Raw genomic sequence first — 16,734 nt, 5'->3', positions numbered from 1 at the left:
GCCACATCGTGGCTCAACCTTCTTTTATTTAAGCCTCAAAACTACTTTTTTTATCTATAATTTTAAATGCCTAAGATTAACGACTGTCAACATGCTCGTTCAGAAATAACAGCATTTGCAAAACTAAATACTGATTCTTTTGCTTTTTCTACAAAATACCATGGTGCAAAAATAATTGCAAACCAGGAGTGTGGAGTAAAGCTGAGCTTTAAAGATGAGAACTTAAACTTTAACACCACTGCTGTATGCTTCTCTCCGGATGCACAGTTTATTGCATATGCTACAAAAACTCACCTGCACATTGCCGATATGCAAGAGAAAAAGGTTATTAAAAGCATCTACACGGATAATGAACATTTAACTATTCTATCTTTTGATCTATCTTCAAAATATATTATTGCGGGTAATATCGAAGGTAGAGTTCTTTTGTACAAATACAACTCCAGCTCTCAGCTGTCTCGACTTTGTTCCTTCCCTTTTCAAAGACCAAAAACTAGAGTAAAAAAGAATTTTGTCAGTAGCATAACTTTTCATAAAAATCTTTTAGCCGTCAGCGGTTACGGTGGTGCAATTTTTATCATCGATATCTACTCCCAGGCAAATAAAAAGGTACTTTTACATGGAACATCTCGCAAAAATGCTTTACTTTTTTTAAATGAAAATACAATAATAAGCGGTGATAATAATGGAAATTTGCAGTTAATCTCCATACGTAATAATGAGATTCTAAAAAACATCAACTTACCTTTTAGAAAAACAAACCAAATAGTAGCAATACCAAATACAAAATATTTAATTGTTCATGCAAATACAAACACCATGCTTATAATAGATTCTAAAGAATTTAAAATAATTCATAATAAATATATGGAATTTGAGGATAATATTAATAAAATAGAGGCAATAGATGCCAAAACACTGATAGTCTGCCTGATAAATCAAAAAATATTACATGTCGAACTTCCAAACCGTGAAAGACTAAACTCTTTAATTGCTGATAATTCATTAGAAGATGCTTTTGCACTAATAGAAAAAGAACCTATGTTAAAAGATACTCTAGAGCACAGATCATTAGAAAAGATGTATGACAAAGCTTACCTGGATGCCGCAAACGCTCTTATCAATCAAAACAAGGCTTTAGCTTACCAAATAATGGAAGTTTACAAAGATGTAAACTCGAAAAAAGAATCAATAAAACTACTCTATACATCATTTGAAAATTATAATAGATTTAAGACTCTCTATCTTGAAAAAAAATATGCACTTGCCTATGCTATGAGTTCAAAATTTCCTGCCTTAAAAGCTACAAAACAGTATGAGAACATGGAAATGAGATGGAAAGAAACGTTTACAAATGCTCAGAGACATATATTACTAGGTAGACCTGACTACGCAAAAACACTTTTTAAAGAGTATATTACGGTTAGTGCCAAACGACCTATTATACAGCTTATACTAAAACACAATGAGCTCTTCATAGATTTTTTAAAGGCCTTGGATAAAAAAGATTATAATAAAGTGAACGAGATATCCCTAAAAAATCCGCTTTTCACTCAAATGCCTATATATAAAACACTTGAAAGTGATATGCAAAAATCAATCAGTAGAGTAGAAGCTTATATAAAAAAGAACAAAATTGACTTGGCCAAGAAAAGTTTAGCCAAGATAGACGGTACTCCGGGATTTTCGCAAGAAGTAGATCAGTTGTATTCAATGTGTGATGATATGATAAAGTTGCAAGAGCTATATGAAAGCAATGATTTTTATGCATGTTATGATTTAATCGATGAATCTCCGCATCTGTACTTTAGTGAACTAGGCGAGTTATTGCAAAAACATTGGTCAAAACTAATGCATGATTGTGAAGAGTATGCTTCTAAAGGAAATGTAAAAGATATTAAATCAACTTTAGGTGAACTTATAAAGCTAAAAGGCAGAAAAGACAAAACCGGGGATTTGCTAAGAGTAAGTTTTCAAGTACAGATTAAATTTTTACTTGCTAAAAAGAGTTTTAACAGTGCTCAGAACCTCATTTACTCATATATTGATATCTTCACTCAAGATAGTGAAATAAGTGCTCTGATGAAGAAATATGAGGCTCTCTCACGTAAAAAACTCGCTATTACCGTTGCTCAAGATGAAAACAAGTCCAGATACAGCTGGATAGACTCAAAAATTATAACGGACTAGAAGACATCAGTGTCATTAGTTCATCAATGCTCTCTTCATAACCTATTTGATTATCAGCATCTTGGGACATGAATTTTTCCATACCCTCTTTTTTATTCATAGCTTCATCAAGTTCCGAGTCTGTGCCTTTAGCATATGCGCCTATACGAATCAGCATCTCGTTCTCTTTTAAGAGAGTATACAATCTTCTAAACTTCATAACTGCATGCAAATGCTCTTTAGAGATAATATCGTTCATTACTCTGGATGCTGAGTTTAATATGTGAATAGGCGGATAAATACCAAAATCCGTGAGTTCACGCGATAATACAATATGTCCATCTAAAATAGAACGAGATTGATCGGCAATTGGGTCACTCATATCATCGCCTTCTATTAAAACCGTAAAGAAAGCTGTAATAGAGCCCTTTCCGTCCTCTTTTCCTGCACGCTCCATCAACTGAGGCAGAAGTGTTAAAGATGAAGGAGGGTAACCTTTTGAAGTAGGCGGTTCACCAAGAGCCAGACCAATCTCTCTTTGAGCCATCGCAAATCTTGTAACAGAGTCCATGATAAACAAAACATCTAAGCCCTGATCTTTAAAAAACTCTGCAACACTCATAGCAGCAAATGCTCCATACTTTCTCATAAGAGGAGAATCATCTGAAGTGGCTACTACAATTACAGTATTTTCTAAATCCCCGCCAAGATTTTTCTCTATAAACTCAGGGACTTCTCTACCTCTCTCACCAATAAGTGCTACAACTTTTATTGGAGCAGTTGAACCTTTTACAATCATTCCCATAAGAGTTGATTTACCGACACCGCTTCCCGCAAAAATACCAAGTTTCTGACCCTTGCCGCATGTCAATAGTCCATCTATACTTTTTACGCCTACACTAAAGACTTCATCAATCATTCCTCTTTTCATAGCAGCTATGGGAGATTTAATGATTGGTGAAAGTATTGAGTTATTAATGCTTCCTTTTCCGTCAATTGGACGCATAAAAGGATCTACTACTCTTCCAAGAAGAGATGAGCTTACAGGGATGTTCATTCCGGCTTGGTCTAAAAAGACTCTGTCTCCTGAGCAAAAACCTTCTACAAAACTAAAAGGGGTAATAAAAAAAGTGGCACCGTCAATTTCCGTAACCATCCCGACAGTCTCTTGTCCTGTAGTATTGGAGATGATTTTAACCATATCACTGATACTTACACTTAGACCTTTGGCAGTAATAACAGTTGCATTGATTTTAACAACTTCACCAAATGCCACTGAGTAGTTTTTTGATGAAATCTTATCTTTAAGTGATTTAAACGGCATAGGAAGGCACTTTTAGTATCTCGTACCTGTAGGTGAATTAATCAAAGAGAAAAATTCACTTCTTGTTTTTTCATCTTTTTTAAAAAGACCACGAAGTGCGCTAGATGTAGTTGTGGAGTTGATTTTCTCAACACCGCGCATCTCCATACACATGTGACGGGCCTGTATAACTACCGCAACACCCTTGGGTGCTATAGCTTCCATAATAGCATCTGCTATCTGCTCTGTGAGTTGTTCTTGTATCTGCATACGACGAGCAAAAACATTCACAACCCTTGGTATTTTAGAAAGGCCAACAACTTTACCGTCTGGGATATAAGCGACATGTACACGACCTATGATAGGCAGTAGATGATGCTCACAGGTAGAGTAAAACTCTATATCTTTTAAAAGTACCATCTCATCGTTAGAGCTTGTAAACAATGCTTTTTCTAAAATCTCTTTTGGATTTTCTTTATAGCCGCCATATATGAATTCATATGCTTTTCTAACCCTCGAAGGTGTCTCTAGGAGGCCTTCTCTTGTTGGGTCCTCATTCACATGAAGCATCATAGTTCTTACAGCATTTTCAAATTCTAAATCTTTAGTCTGTGACAATTTTTTGCCTTTATGGTTTTTATGATGATAGGATATCAATATATAGCTGAGAAGTTTATGTAATTAATTATATAAATATAATTTGATTAAGCACTTGCTTGTATGAGATAATATATTTAAAAAGAAGAAGGCTACTGCCCTCCTCCTGTATCTGCATTTAAATCCATTGTATGCAAAGAATGATGAGGAATAGTTTCACAGAAATTACGAGCTTCATTGAGTGCTTTTATTAGCTCTTCTACATTCTCATATGGAATATGAACTTTCCAGTCTTCACTTTTTCCATTGATTGAAATACTTATACTTGCCACAGGGCTACTAGATTCACCATATGGTTCTTCAATGTGTGAGACGCTGATTGTTCCCTCTTTGGTATGCGCTAACTTCAGGGTTTTGATATTTGTAACTTTTTTTGACATAACAAACTCCTTACGTTCATAAATTTTCTACATTGATTATAGCACTTATTTTAACTATTTTCAACTTTTAATTTATTATTATAATAATACGGAGTGAAGGATTGTTTTATATATAAGTGAGAGAATTGACATCTAGATAACTAGATGTCAATAACTGTTTGTTTCGTTATAGCGCAAAATGTATTTTTTACGATACTAAAACATGAGGAACTATCAATGGATATTTCTTCATTTTTCTAAAGATATGTTTTCGCACAATTTGACGAAGATCATTCTCCAGTGCTCTTGGGTTCTCAATTTGTCCATCTTTAACATGCAATAAAAAGTTCTCAAGTATCTCTTCCATCTCTTTAGCAAAAGCTTTATCTTGCTTATCCGCCACTATACCGAATGTTGTGACTTTTGGTTTTGCCTGCATCTTACAATGTCTACCGTCAACCTGTGCAACAAGCATAACAATACCCTCAGATGCAAGTTTCTGGCGATCAAGAACAATATCGTCTTCAATCTGGTGATTGTTTTGGTTATCAATATATGTTTTACCGGTCTTAACTGTTTTAACCTTGCGCATATATTTCGGTGCTATCTCTATCTGATCACCATCAGTCATAATCATGATGTTTCTCTCTGGAACACCACACAATATTCCTGTTTCTTTATGTTTCATTACGTGATTATATTCACCGTGAACCGGTAAAAAGAATTTAGGATTAACAAGACGAAGCATAAGTTTTTGCTCTTCCATAGAAGCATGTCCTGATACATGTATGTCTTTTTCGTATGAAATTTTAGCGCCTGCACGCTGAAGATGATTTAACATACCGGAAATTGAACCTTCATTGCCCGGTATTGCACGAGAAGATAGAACAATTAAGTCTGTAGGCTTGATTTTCACATGTCTGTGCTCACCGATTGACATTCTAAATAATGCCGAACTTGGTTCACCTTGTGAGCCTGTTGTAACAATTAAAATCTCTTTGTCATTCATATGTGCTATTTGTTCCGGTTCTACAAAAACATTTTTTGGTAGTTTAATATAGTCATACTGCATTGCAATCTCTATATTACGCTCCATTGAACGTCCTATTACACATATTTTACGACCATACTTGATACCATACTGTATTGCCTGAAAAACACGGTGAATGTTTGAACTGAAAGTTGATAGTAAAACGCGACCTTCTGCCTTAGAAAAAACTCTGTCCAAGGCAGGAGCAACACTTAGCTCTGATGGAGTCGGCAATGGATTATAAGAGTTTGTAGAATCGCTCAAGAGACATAAAACACCTTTTTCACCATAATGAGCCAATCTGTGCAAATCTGCCGTATAGCCATCTACTGGGCTATGGTCTATTTTAAAGTCTCCTGTGTGAATGATCGTTCCGGCTTCTGTAGTAATTGCTAACGAAGATGAGTCTAAGATAGAGTGAGTCATATGCATCCACTCGATTTTAAAATCGTTACCTATCTCGTAAATTTCTCTTTTTACGACAGGATTAAAGTATTTTCTGCAATCTTTTATGTGATGTTCATCAAATTTATTGCCTATCATCGCTAAAGGAAGCGGTGTTGCATAAACAGGAAACTGCATCTCTTTATAAAGATATGGCATTGCACCGATATGATCTTCGTGGGCATGAGTAATTATTACCGCTTTTATTTTATCTTTTATTTGACGAAGATAAGTAAAGTCAGGAACAAGGATATCTACTCCATGCATATCTTCATCTGGGAAACTCATCCCAATATCAACTAAGATTGCTTCATTCTCAGTTTCAAATACTGTAATATTTCCACCAATCTCACCTAGACCACCTAATGGTGTTACACGTACCTTTGCTTTAGAGTTTAAATCTAATTTATAGTGTGGATTTAATCTTTGTTTGTGTGCTTCTTGGTTTTTACCTACAAACGTTTTTAAATTTTCATCTGTCGGTGTAGGTTGTCTACGATGACGATTACGGTTTTTACTTTTGCTTTGATTATTTGGTTTAGCACCTTTGTTAGTAGTACTGTTTGTTGTACTGTTAGCATTTGGCTTTGCGCCGTTATTGTTTCTGTTACTGTTAGTATTAGGTCTTCTGTTGTTATTTGGTTTACGGTCTGATTGAGGGTTAGTTTCCTGATTCCCTTGATTCTCTTCTGCCATCCAAACTCCTTTATATTATATTATTTTTTTATAGAGTTGGTGATAGTCCTGCGTAGAAAGTTGATGAGGGCGAATCGTTTGTGTAAGTGAAAGCTCAATAAAAGCCTCTTGAAGCGCATTTTTCTCATACTTTACTGATAGATTTTTTATAAGGGTTTTTCTGGGTTGCTTAAACGCAACTCTAAGCAAGTCCTCAAAATCCTCATCTTTTCTATCACTATTTTTTCGTATAAGAAAAACAGCAGAATCTATTTTGGGCGGAGGTTCAAAAGCAGTTGGCGGAACCTGCACGACGATATGTGCATCTCCCACGCTTTGAGTTATTACACTCAAAGACCCAAATACCTTCTCGCCGGCCGTCGCGCAAAATTTCTCTGCCACTTCAAGCTGTACCATTACAAGTATATTTTTACACATTGGATCTGCGAGTGCTTTCAATATGATGTTTGTTGCAATATAATACGGCAAATTCGCCACTAAATCATACGGCTCATCAATAAGGCTACTCTGCCAAGCTTGTAGAACATCCCCACAATTAATATGGAGTCGCTTGGTAGCAATCTCTTCTTTAAATGTACTTTGTAATAGTTTACACAAATCGGTATCGACCTCAAAAGCTTCTACGCTTTTGACATCTACTAAAAATTTAGTTAAATCACCTAAGCCAGGTCCAATTTCTACAATTTTATTGTTGTTTTTGGGCATCGCTTCGACGATTTTTCTTAATACTGCTTCATCTTTTAAAAAATTTTGTCCAAATTTTTTCTTAGCTACAACGCTATTTCTATTCATAAACAGGAGTGTATAGTAATTTTACTTATAATAAGTTAACATATTGGACAAATTTGATTTTTTATTGTTCAAGTTCATATAAGTTGTTGAATTCTTTCTTCTGGAACGGCTATCAACCTTCTTTCCAAGCGGTTTATCTCTTCTAACAAATCTTTAGAAATTAATTCTAAATTATTGTAATATTGCTTTGCTTTTTCAATTTCATAGTCTTTAAGAGTGTGTTTTTTGCCAAAAAGCTTTGAGAAAAATCCTTCTTTTGGTTTATTGAAGTATATATTGAAAATATTCATATACACATCATGCAGATTAAAATGCAATCTCTCTATCTTTACCATACACTCAACAGGATTATTTGAAAGTGCATTTAATATCTGTCCTTCGCTGTAAAACCACTGACCAAATTTACACTCTGTAGAGTCTACAGGAATCGAATCCTCTTTTATATCCAAACCATTTATAAGAAGCTTCGCTTTTTGAACCCATTTTATATGAGCAGATTTTGCAGCTCTAAGATGTTCAAGGACATGTTCTTTATTCATAAATATTTCCTGTACCTTCAAGTTTGTTTTATATCACTATTATAACGATTATTAATAAACTACACATTAATTATTATTCACTTATCTTGTTTAAATAATGTTCCATGTGAAACATGAGAACCGTACACTAAACAACAACTGCTTGTTGTTTATAAGCTTGGAACCACAGGTGATGTCCTAGGGACCACCGAGGACTAAACCGTTAAATAAACAACAATCATCTACCTAAACAATAACACAGCTAAAAACTGTATAATTGCAATATATTATAAGAGGCTCTATCTATCATGAATTATTTTGCTAAAAGAATCATACCTTGTCTTGACGTTAAGGATGGACGTGTAGTCAAAGGTGTAAACTTCGTCGGTCTTAGAGATGCCGGCGATCCTGTTGAAGTTGCAAAACGCTATAATGAAGAGGGTGCGGATGAGATTACTTTTTTGGACATCACTGCATCTAGTGATAATCGGGATACTATAGTAGATATAGTTGCACAAGTTGCCCGTGAAGTTTTTATACCTCTTACCGTTGGTGGCGGAATCAGAAAGCTTGATGATATTTACAAGCTTTTAAATGTAGGATGCGATAAAGTAAGTGTAAACTCAGCAGCAATAAAACGCCCAGAACTTATAGATGAAGGTGCAAAACGTTTCGGTTCACAATGCATAGTCACGGCAATAGATGTTAAAAAGACCGGTGATAAATATAACGTTTTTTTAAATGGCGGCAGGGTTGATACGGGGATAGATGCAGTAGAATGGGCAAAAGAAGTTGTGGATCGAGGAAGCGGAGAAATACTTCTTACATCAATGGATGCAGATGGCACAAAAGCAGGATTTGAACTGAATATTACTGAGCAAATTTCAAAGGCTGTAAATGTACCTGTCATTGCGAGTGGCGGAGCAGGAACAATGCAACACATAAAAGAAGCATTTGAACACGGGGCAGATGCAGCACTCGCCGCTAGTATTTTTCACTACAAAGAGATAGATATAATGGATTTAAAACATTATCTACATGACAATAATATACCTGTAAGACTTTAAAGGTTTACTCATGATAATATGTGCAGGAAATAACGAAACTTTTGATTTTGCTTTAGCGACAGGAGTTGGACTTATAGAAACTGCTATGAATTTAACAAGGCTTTGTTTGTTTGACAAACCGGAGTTTTTACTTTTTGTAGGAAGTGCGGGCAGCTATGGAGATCATAACATCTTTGATATAATCGAATCAAAAACTGCTTCAAACATAGAGCTTGCTTTTTTAAGCTCAGATGCTTATACACCCTTGGATAATGTAGTTTCTGCTAATATAGATAACAACATAAAAGATGTTATAGTAAATTCTTCTAACTATATATCAACAAACCAAGAGCTTACAAAAAAGTTTTTAAGCTTTGGAGTAGGCATAGAGAACATGGAATTTTTCAGTGTATTAAAAATAGCTCAAGAATTCAACATTCCTGCCGGCGGTGTTTTTTGCATAACAAACTATACAAACAAAAAAGCTCATGAAGACTTTTTAAAGAACCATGAAAAAGCAAAAGAACTTTTGTCGGTGCATGTAAAAAATAGAATAAAAGAGTTAACAAAAAAATGACTAACATAAAACCTTCACTGCTTGATTTTACAAAAAAAGAACTACTAACTCTCATCAAACCCAGTTTTAGAGTAAATCAAATATTTGGCTGGTTATATCATCAATATGCCGAAAATTTTGATGATATGAAAAACATACCAAAAGCTCTTAGAGAAGAACTGGCTCAAAAGTATGTTGTAAATCCTCTTAAAATAGTAAACAAAGAAGTCTCTTCAGACGGAACTATAAAATATCTTTTGCAGATGCAAGACGGTAAAACCATTGAAGCTGTTTGGCTTAAGATGAAAGATACTCAGCTTGATGAGAACGGTGAAGTTGTCCAAGAAGCCAAATATACCATCTGTGTTTCAACTCAAGTCGGATGCAAAGTAGGTTGTTCATTCTGTCTGACTGCAAAGGGCGGTTTTACAAGAGATTTAACGACAGGAGAAATAGTAGCTCAAGTAGTGACTCTAAAACGCGATAATGACCACAAACACAACAGAAAGATAAATATTGTCTATATGGGCATGGGTGAGCCTCTTGATAATCTTAACAATCTTGCAAAAGCCATAGAGATATTCAAAGAAGAAGACGGCTTATGCATTTCAGGCAAACGTCAAACAGTTTCTACAAGCGGCCTTAGCAACAAAATCGACCAACTCGGCAAGATGGACTTAGGAGTTCATATAGCAATTTCGCTTCATGCGGTTGATGATGAGCTTAGAACTGAGCTAATACCTATGAACAAGGCACATAATATTAACTCTATCATAGAAGCGGTTAAACGCTTTCCTATTGATACCAGAAAAAGAGTTATGTTTGAATATCTTGTTATAAAAGGTAAGAATGATGATTTAGGCTCAGCTAAAAAGCTTGTAAAGCTTCTAAGCGGCATTAAAGCTAAGGTAAATCTTATTTATTTCAATCCTTACCCAGGAACAGACTACGACAGACCTTCCAAAGAGGATATGGTGACTTTTGCTGACTATCTGGTTAAACATGGCTTATTGTGCACCATAAGAGACTCTAAAGGCATAGATATCAGTGCTGCATGCGGGCAGCTAAAGGAAAAGAGTGAAGGGGAATTATCATGAGTTATATCGAAATATTTCAAATGATCTTTTTAATATCGGTTTTTGCAGTCGGTCTTATAGGCTTTATGAGAGCTGCTACAAGTGATGATGAAAAAAAAGACTAGTAAACTACTTGTAATCTACTTATGCTAAAATACCAGTAGAACAAACAAGTGGCCTAAAAGGTCAGAGCGAAGATAAAAGAACGTATTCTTTTATCGAACTAATAAATAAAATTAAGGAGCACAATAATGGCTGTAAAGAAAAAAACAAATACTGACCGTATTAAAAGAATATATGACCTTTGTCAACTGCACTTCGGTGATGTACGTTTTGTAGGTATTAAATACCACAAGAAAATTGGTTGGATTGCAAAAGCACAGTTTGATGATGGTTTTGAGAATCTAACTGCTGATGGTGAGACAAGTGTAGAAGCACTTCGTAATTTAAAAAATCGTGTTAAAAAAATCATAAATAGATACAACGCGGTATAATCTGAAGACTAAACGACCAACACACCAGGGAGGTCGTTTATAGATGTAATAATACCTTACTTTTCTTATAAAAAAATAATCTTCAAAATTTTCATCAAATCTCTTAAAAAAAATATAATTCTAAAATAAATTCTAAAATTTATAAAAAATGTGCATTATTCACACATTGTTCTAAGGTGTGAATATCTTTTTGCTTTAGTGAAGATAAATTGAGATTTTTCTCATTTTTTTAAGAATAAATTTATATAAATTTATTCTGAATTTACAATACTGCAATACAGCTTAAAGCCCAAAATACAGGGCTTTTAAAGGGATTTTTACTAAAATGGAATTTTGTTATTTGAATGTCTTTTAAATATCTATTATTGTTATTCACATTTAGTGTCAGTAATCATAGATTCACGGCATATTTTTTCAAAATCAACTTTACTTTTTATATTGTATATATTATTATATAGTTCAAATTCTAACTCATTTGCATGAAGAAGCAGCCTAGATGCACCACTAAGTTCGATTCTTTTTTTATCATCCAACTCTTTGTCTAAAAATCTGATAATATCTTCTTCACTCTGTCCATATATAGGATCTCCGACTATTGAATGTTTCACATGAAACAAATGAACTCTTATCTGATGTTGTCTTCCCGTATATGGTGAACACTCTACCAAAGTCATATTTTTGTCTTTAAAATATTTTATCGGTTTAATATCAGTCTTAGATGCTTTTCCATCTTCGTGAACTTTTACAACCATTCTAACAATTGCACTTTCATCTTCTCTTCTCAAAAGTGGAGCTTCTATACAGAGTGCATCTTTTAATTCTCCGTGAACTAATGCAAGATATTTCTTTTTCATATCTCTTTGTTCAAACATCATCTTAATATCTCTTTCACTTTCTTTATTTCTTGCACATAAAACAAGTCCGCTTGTCTCTTGATCAATTCTATGAGCAATATTGGCATCTCGTCCAAATTGGTATTTTAGTTCATCTATAAGAGAGTAGGGTGTTTTTCTGTTTTGGGGATGTATCAGAACTCCGCTTGGTTTATCAAAAACGACGAACTCATCATGAACTGCCGTCGGCTTTAATCCTTTTGTAATCGGTTCAAAATATATAAACTCAAAATCACCTTCAATTTCACCGGCTGTTCTAGTCATTGGTTCACCATTAACAAAAAGTCTGCCTTTTGCTATTAACCTCTGTGCCTCTTTTTGTGTATAGTCTAATTCTTTTATAAGATATAGAAAAGCTTTTTGCTTTATTGGTGCAAACATCTTCCTCATTATAAATGGCAAAATTCATTCCTCATTTAATCAATAATTTACAATAGTTTCTGTAAAATAAATGACTTTATTATGTGCGAATTCTAGCATAAAAACATAAGATAATAATCATAAGGAACCTATATAATGATAGATAGATATTCAAGAGAAGAGATGAGTTCAAAATGGACATATCAAGCAAAATACCAAGCATGGCTGGACGTAGAAAAAGCTGTTGTTAAAGCATGGGCAAAACTTGGGAAAATTCCTCAAGACGATGCAGACAAGATTGTAAAGAATGCTGGTTTTGATATTAAACGTATAGACGAGATAGAAGCAGTTACTCGTCATGACCTTATCGCATTCACAACTTCAGTATCAGAAACATTAGGAGATGAAAGTAGATGGTTCCACTATGGTATGACATCTTCAGATACTATTGACACAGCAGTTGCCCTTCAAATGAAAGATTCATTAGAACTGATTATCAAAGATGTAAAGATGGTTATGGAGTCAATCAAAAAACGCGCAGAAGAACATAAGATGACTCTGATGGTCGGACGCTCTCACGGTATACATGGTGAGCCGATTACGTTTGGTCTTGTTTTGGCTGTTTGGTATGATGAGATGGCAAGACACTTAGAGAACTTAGAACAGACAATGGATGTAATATGCGTAGGTCAAGTCAGTGGAGCAATGGGTAACTTTGCTCACGCACCTTTAGAGCTTGAAGAATACACCTGTGAAGAGTTAGGACTGAAACCTGCTCCTGCTTCTAACCAAGTAATCCAAAGAGACAGATATGCAAGACTGGCAACTGCTTTGGCTTTAATGGCATCTACTATAGAGAAGTTTGCAGTTCAAGTTCGTCACTGGCAAAGAACAGAAGTATATGAGTGTGAAGAGTATTTTGCAAAGGGACAAAAAGGTTCTTCTGCTATGCCGCATAAGCGTAATCCTATTCTTACAGAAAACATTACCGGACTTGCAAGAATGATAAGAGCTTATGCGATGCCTGCAATGGAAAATGTTGCTCTATGGCACGAGAGAGATATCTCTCACTCTTCTACTGAGAGATTCTGGCTTCCGGATGCATTTATTACATCTGACTTTATGCTTCACCGTATGAATAACGTTATAGCCAACCTGACTGTTTATCCTGAGAATATGATGAGAAACTTAAACCTGACCGGTGGACTTGTATTTTCACAACGCGTTCTTCTAGAACTTCCGATTCAGGGAGTAAGTCGTGAAGATGCTTATCGTATTGTTCAGAGAAACGCTATGAAAGTTTGGGAAGAGATTCAACAAGGCAAAGCTACTACAAATGAAAAAGGCGAGAGTCTATACCTAAACCATTTACTTGCTGATGAAGAGTTAAGAGCTTCATTAAGTGAAGAACAGATTCGTGAATGTTTCAATTATGATTACTACACGAAAAACGTAGATGCTATTTTTAAAAGAGTTTTTAAATAATAATAAATAATAATATTCGATTTATATTAAACTTGCTAAGATTCATTTAGCATAAACATCAATACTATTATTGATGCTCTTTTAAAAGCATCAATAGTTTATATTTTAGGACAAAATATGATAACAATTATAAAAAGAAATGGTAGAACAGAGCCGCTGGACATTACCAAGATTCAAAAATACACTTCCGCTGCGGTTAAAGACTTGAGCAATGTGTCTCAGAGTGAACTTGAAGTTGATGCACAGATTCACTTTCGCGATGGAATAACATCAGCAGAGATACAAAAGACTTTAATCAAAACTGCTGTTGACAAGATAGACATAGATGCTCCTAACTGGACATTTGTTGCATCTAGACTCTTTATGTTTAATCTTTATCATCAAGTAAACGGTTTTACAGGTTACTGTTCACTAAAAAAATATTTTGAAAAAGGCAACAAAGAAGGCAGACTTCTTATGGGTCTTGGAGATATGTATGATCTTGAAAGATTAGATAAACATATCAAACCTGAAAGAGATATGCTTTTTAACTATCTTGGCGTAAAAACTCTATATGACAGATATCTTATCAAAGATAGAGATAATAACCCCATAGAGCTTCCTCAGCACATGTTTATGGCTATAGCTATGTTCTTAGCTCAAAGAGAAGAAGATAAACATGAATGGGCTATAAAGTTCTATGACATGATATCTCAGTTTGAAGTAATGCTTGCAACTCCTACTCTATCAAATGCAAGAACAACAAGACATCAGCTAAGTTCTTGTTACATCGGTTCTACTCCCGATAATATTGAAGGTATTTTTGACTCATACGCTGAGATGGCAATGCTATCTAAATTTGGCGGAGGTATAGGTTGGGATTGGACTGGCATCCGTTCTATGGGCTCATTTATAGATGGACATAAAAATGCAGCCGGCGGAACAGTTCCATTTTTAAAGATAACAAATGACATTGCAATAGCCGTAGACCAATTAGGGACTAGAAAAGGTGCTATTGCTGTTTATATGGAGCCGTGGCACATAGACATAAATGACTTTTTAGACCTGAAGAAAAACTCGGGTGAAGAACGTCGTCGTGCTCATGATCTTTTCCCTGCTATGTGGTTGAATGATCTTTTTATGCAGCGTGTTCAAGAAGATGGCATCTGGACACTGTTTGACCCTTACGATTGTGGAGAACTCGCTACACTTTACGGTGAAGACTTTAACAAACGTTATAAAGAGTTTGAAGAAGATGAGAGCATCATAAAAGAAAAAATAAAAGCTAAAAACCTTTGGAAAAAGATATTAACATCTTACTTTGAGACAGGTTCACCTTTCCTTTGTTTTAAAGACAATGCAAATAGAGCAAACCCTAACAACCATGTCGGTGTTATCAGAAGCTCAAACCTTTGTACTGAAATTTTCCAAAACACTAACCCTAACCACTATAAAATAAAATTTATCTTTGAAAATGGTGATAGCGTCTCTTATGAAGAAGATGAGATTGTAAAAGTAGACAGCGGGATGGAAAAACCTGCCAAGAAAGTAACTGCACTTGATTCTCTTGGAGGACTTCCTATCTATGTTGTGGAAAAAGAAAAGATAAACGGTGACACAGCCGTTTGTAACTTAGCATCTGTAAACCTTTCTCGCATCAATACAAAAGAGGATATAGACAGAATAGTACCGACTGCGATTCGTTGTTTAGATAACGTTATAGATCTTAACTTCTACCCTATAGAAAAAGTAAAGCGTACTAACATGAAAAGCCGTTCAATCGGTTTAGGCGTTATGGGTGAAGCTCAGATGCTAGCTGAACAAGGCATCGCATGGGGAAGCCAAGAGCACTTTGATAAAATAGACGAAGTAATGGAAGCTGTTAGTTTTAACGCAATCTCTGCCTCTTCAGACTTAGCAGCTGAAAAAGGGACTTATCCGGATTTTGAGGGTTCACAGTGGAGCAGAGGTATCATGCCTATGGACCATGCTAATGCAGAAGTTATCAACCTCGTTGATCGCGGTGGTTTATTTGCATCCAAATATGAATGGGACGATTTACGTGCTAAGGTTAAAAAACAGGGAATGAGAAACGGTTATCTTATGGCAATAGCACCTACAAGTTCTATATCTATACTAACAGGTACAACTCAAGCCATTGAACCTGTGTTTAAAAGAAAATGGTTTGAAGAAAATCTAAGCGGTCTTATCCCGGTAGTTGTTCCAAAGCTATCTCCGGAGACTTGGGCTTATTATACACCTGCATATGATTTAAACCAGACTGCACTTATTAAAGCTGCGGCAATTAGACAAAAATGGCTAGATCAAGGTCAGAGTCTGAATATCTTTATAACATTAGATAAAGCGAGTGGCAGATACTTAAATGAGATATATATGCTTGCTTGGAAACTGGGTCTTAAATCTACTTACTATCTACGCTCACAATCTCCGGAAGTTGCAAATGACGTAGAAGATAGAAGTATGGAGTGTGTAGGTTGTCAATAAGATGAAGCCGTTACTTGCAAAAGATATACCAAATTTTGTTTCAAGATTCGGTAACTTTGTAGATGCCGAGATTCGCTCTCAAAAAATTATATCTCCAACTGTTATGCAAATTGTTCTGGCTTGTCAAGACAGTGCCAGAGGCTTCGACTGGTTGACATTGAACTTAGAATTCAGCGGTATTACAGATGCGAAACTTGTAGAGAACTCAAAACTATCTCTCATAAATACGAGTGATGGCTTCTCTTTTATATGTGAAGAGAATTCCTTTGCTTTTGGTATCGGTGAGTATCATAATCTATCTGGCATAAAAAATGCTATAAGCTATATAATATCTTCTAATATAAAATATGAAGAGGAATCATTCTAAGGAGA

15 protein-coding genes are annotated in these 16,734 nt (G+C 35.1%); 8 read left to right on the top strand and 7 right to left on the bottom strand.

The genetic code is table 11. The annotated features are described in order from the left end of the window. Positions 1-66 precede the first annotated feature (66 nt). Positions 67-2,190 (top strand): WD40 repeat domain-containing protein, encoded by a 2,124-nt coding sequence (locus ABYK18_RS06195; protein ID WP_373035778.1) that lies wholly within the window; start codon positions 67-69, stop codon positions 2,188-2,190. Here ABYK18_RS06195 and fliI read toward each other — a convergent pair. The 6 genes from fliI to ABYK18_RS06165 all read right to left on the bottom strand — a co-directional run bounded on the left by fliI (position 2,177) and on the right by ABYK18_RS06165 (position 7,989). After that, the gene (fliI, locus tag ABYK18_RS06190; RefSeq protein WP_373035777.1) at positions 2,177-3,493 is read right to left on the bottom strand and encodes a flagellar protein export ATPase FliI; all 1,317 of its coding nucleotides are present in this window, start codon (positions 3,491-3,493) and stop codon (positions 2,177-2,179) included. The two genes, ABYK18_RS06195 and fliI, sit on opposite strands and share 14 nt — an antisense overlap. A 12-nt stretch (positions 3,494-3,505) precedes the next feature. Further along, on the bottom strand, positions 3,506-4,090 hold the full coding sequence (gene folE / locus ABYK18_RS06185) for a GTP cyclohydrolase I FolE (protein WP_373035776.1): 585 nt from the start codon (positions 4,088-4,090) through the stop codon (positions 3,506-3,508). A 131-nt stretch (positions 4,091-4,221) separates the two neighbouring features. Further along, the gene (locus tag ABYK18_RS06180; protein ID WP_373035775.1) at positions 4,222-4,509 is read right to left on the bottom strand and encodes a hypothetical protein; all 288 of its coding nucleotides are present in this window, start codon (positions 4,507-4,509) and stop codon (positions 4,222-4,224) included. 187 nt (positions 4,510-4,696) lie between these two features. Next, positions 4,697-6,658 (bottom strand): ribonuclease J, encoded by a 1,962-nt coding sequence (locus ABYK18_RS06175; protein ID WP_373035774.1) that lies wholly within the window; start codon positions 6,656-6,658, stop codon positions 4,697-4,699. 15 nt (positions 6,659-6,673) lie between these two features. Beyond that, positions 6,674-7,450: a 16S rRNA (adenine(1518)-N(6)/adenine(1519)-N(6))-dimethyltransferase RsmA gene (rsmA, locus tag ABYK18_RS06170; RefSeq protein WP_373035773.1), complete on the bottom strand. Its 777-nt coding sequence runs from the start codon at positions 7,448-7,450 to the stop codon at positions 6,674-6,676. A 74-nt stretch (positions 7,451-7,524) separates the two neighbouring features. Beyond that, positions 7,525-7,989 carry a CZB domain-containing protein gene (locus ABYK18_RS06165; RefSeq protein ID WP_373035772.1) on the bottom strand — a complete coding sequence of 155 codons (465 nt, stop codon included), beginning with the start codon at positions 7,987-7,989 and terminating at the stop codon, positions 7,525-7,527. A 287-nt stretch (positions 7,990-8,276) separates the two neighbouring features. On the opposite strand from ABYK18_RS06165, the gene hisF reads away from it, so the two are divergent. The 4 genes from hisF (at position 8,277) to ABYK18_RS06145 (ending at position 11,140) form a co-directional block, all read left to right on the top strand. Further along, positions 8,277-9,035 (top strand): imidazole glycerol phosphate synthase subunit HisF, encoded by a 759-nt coding sequence (hisF, locus tag ABYK18_RS06160; protein WP_373035771.1) that lies wholly within the window; start codon positions 8,277-8,279, stop codon positions 9,033-9,035. A 10-nt stretch (positions 9,036-9,045) separates the two neighbouring features. Then, positions 9,046-9,591 (top strand): purine-nucleoside phosphorylase, encoded by a 546-nt coding sequence (locus ABYK18_RS06155; RefSeq protein WP_373035770.1) that lies wholly within the window; start codon positions 9,046-9,048, stop codon positions 9,589-9,591. Beyond that, a complete protein-coding gene (gene rlmN, locus ABYK18_RS06150; protein WP_373035769.1) occupies positions 9,588-10,667 on the top strand; it encodes a 23S rRNA (adenine(2503)-C(2))-methyltransferase RlmN in 1,080 nt (359 codons plus the stop codon). Before ABYK18_RS06155 ends, rlmN begins: the two co-directional genes overlap by 4 nt. 230 nt (positions 10,668-10,897) lie before the next feature. Continuing rightward, entirely contained in the window at positions 10,898-11,140 is a 243-nt protein-coding gene (locus ABYK18_RS06145) for a hypothetical protein (protein WP_373035768.1), read from the top strand. A gap of 368 nt (positions 11,141-11,508) precedes the next feature. Here ABYK18_RS06145 and ABYK18_RS06140 read toward each other — a convergent pair whose 3' ends face one another. Further along, positions 11,509-12,414, bottom strand: coding sequence for an RluA family pseudouridine synthase (locus ABYK18_RS06140; RefSeq protein ID WP_373035767.1), 906 nt, complete (start codon positions 12,412-12,414; stop codon positions 11,509-11,511). Positions 12,415-12,549: 135 nt separating this feature from the next. Between ABYK18_RS06140 and purB the strand changes: the two genes are divergently transcribed. From purB to ABYK18_RS06125, 3 genes are all read left to right on the top strand, one after another. Then, complete coding sequence (gene purB, locus ABYK18_RS06135) at positions 12,550-13,878, top strand: adenylosuccinate lyase (RefSeq protein ID WP_373035766.1); 1,329 nt, start codon at positions 12,550-12,552, stop codon at positions 13,876-13,878. A 117-nt stretch (positions 13,879-13,995) separates the two neighbouring features. Further along, positions 13,996-16,362 (top strand): ribonucleoside-diphosphate reductase subunit alpha, encoded by a 2,367-nt coding sequence (locus ABYK18_RS06130; RefSeq protein WP_373035765.1) that lies wholly within the window; start codon positions 13,996-13,998, stop codon positions 16,360-16,362. A 1-nt stretch (position 16,363) separates the two neighbouring features. After that, positions 16,364-16,729 carry a hypothetical protein gene (locus ABYK18_RS06125; RefSeq protein ID WP_373035764.1) on the top strand — a complete coding sequence of 122 codons (366 nt, stop codon included), beginning with the start codon at positions 16,364-16,366 and terminating at the stop codon, positions 16,727-16,729. The last annotated feature ends 5 nt before the right edge of the window (positions 16,730-16,734 follow it).

The sequence above is a fragment of the Sulfurimonas sp. genome (genome assembly GCF_041563495.1).
Lineage (GTDB): Bacteria > Campylobacterota > Campylobacteria > Campylobacterales > Sulfurimonadaceae > Sulfurimonas.
Note: the sequence above shows the minus strand (reverse complement) of the source record. Positions and strands in the feature narration are given on the sequence as shown.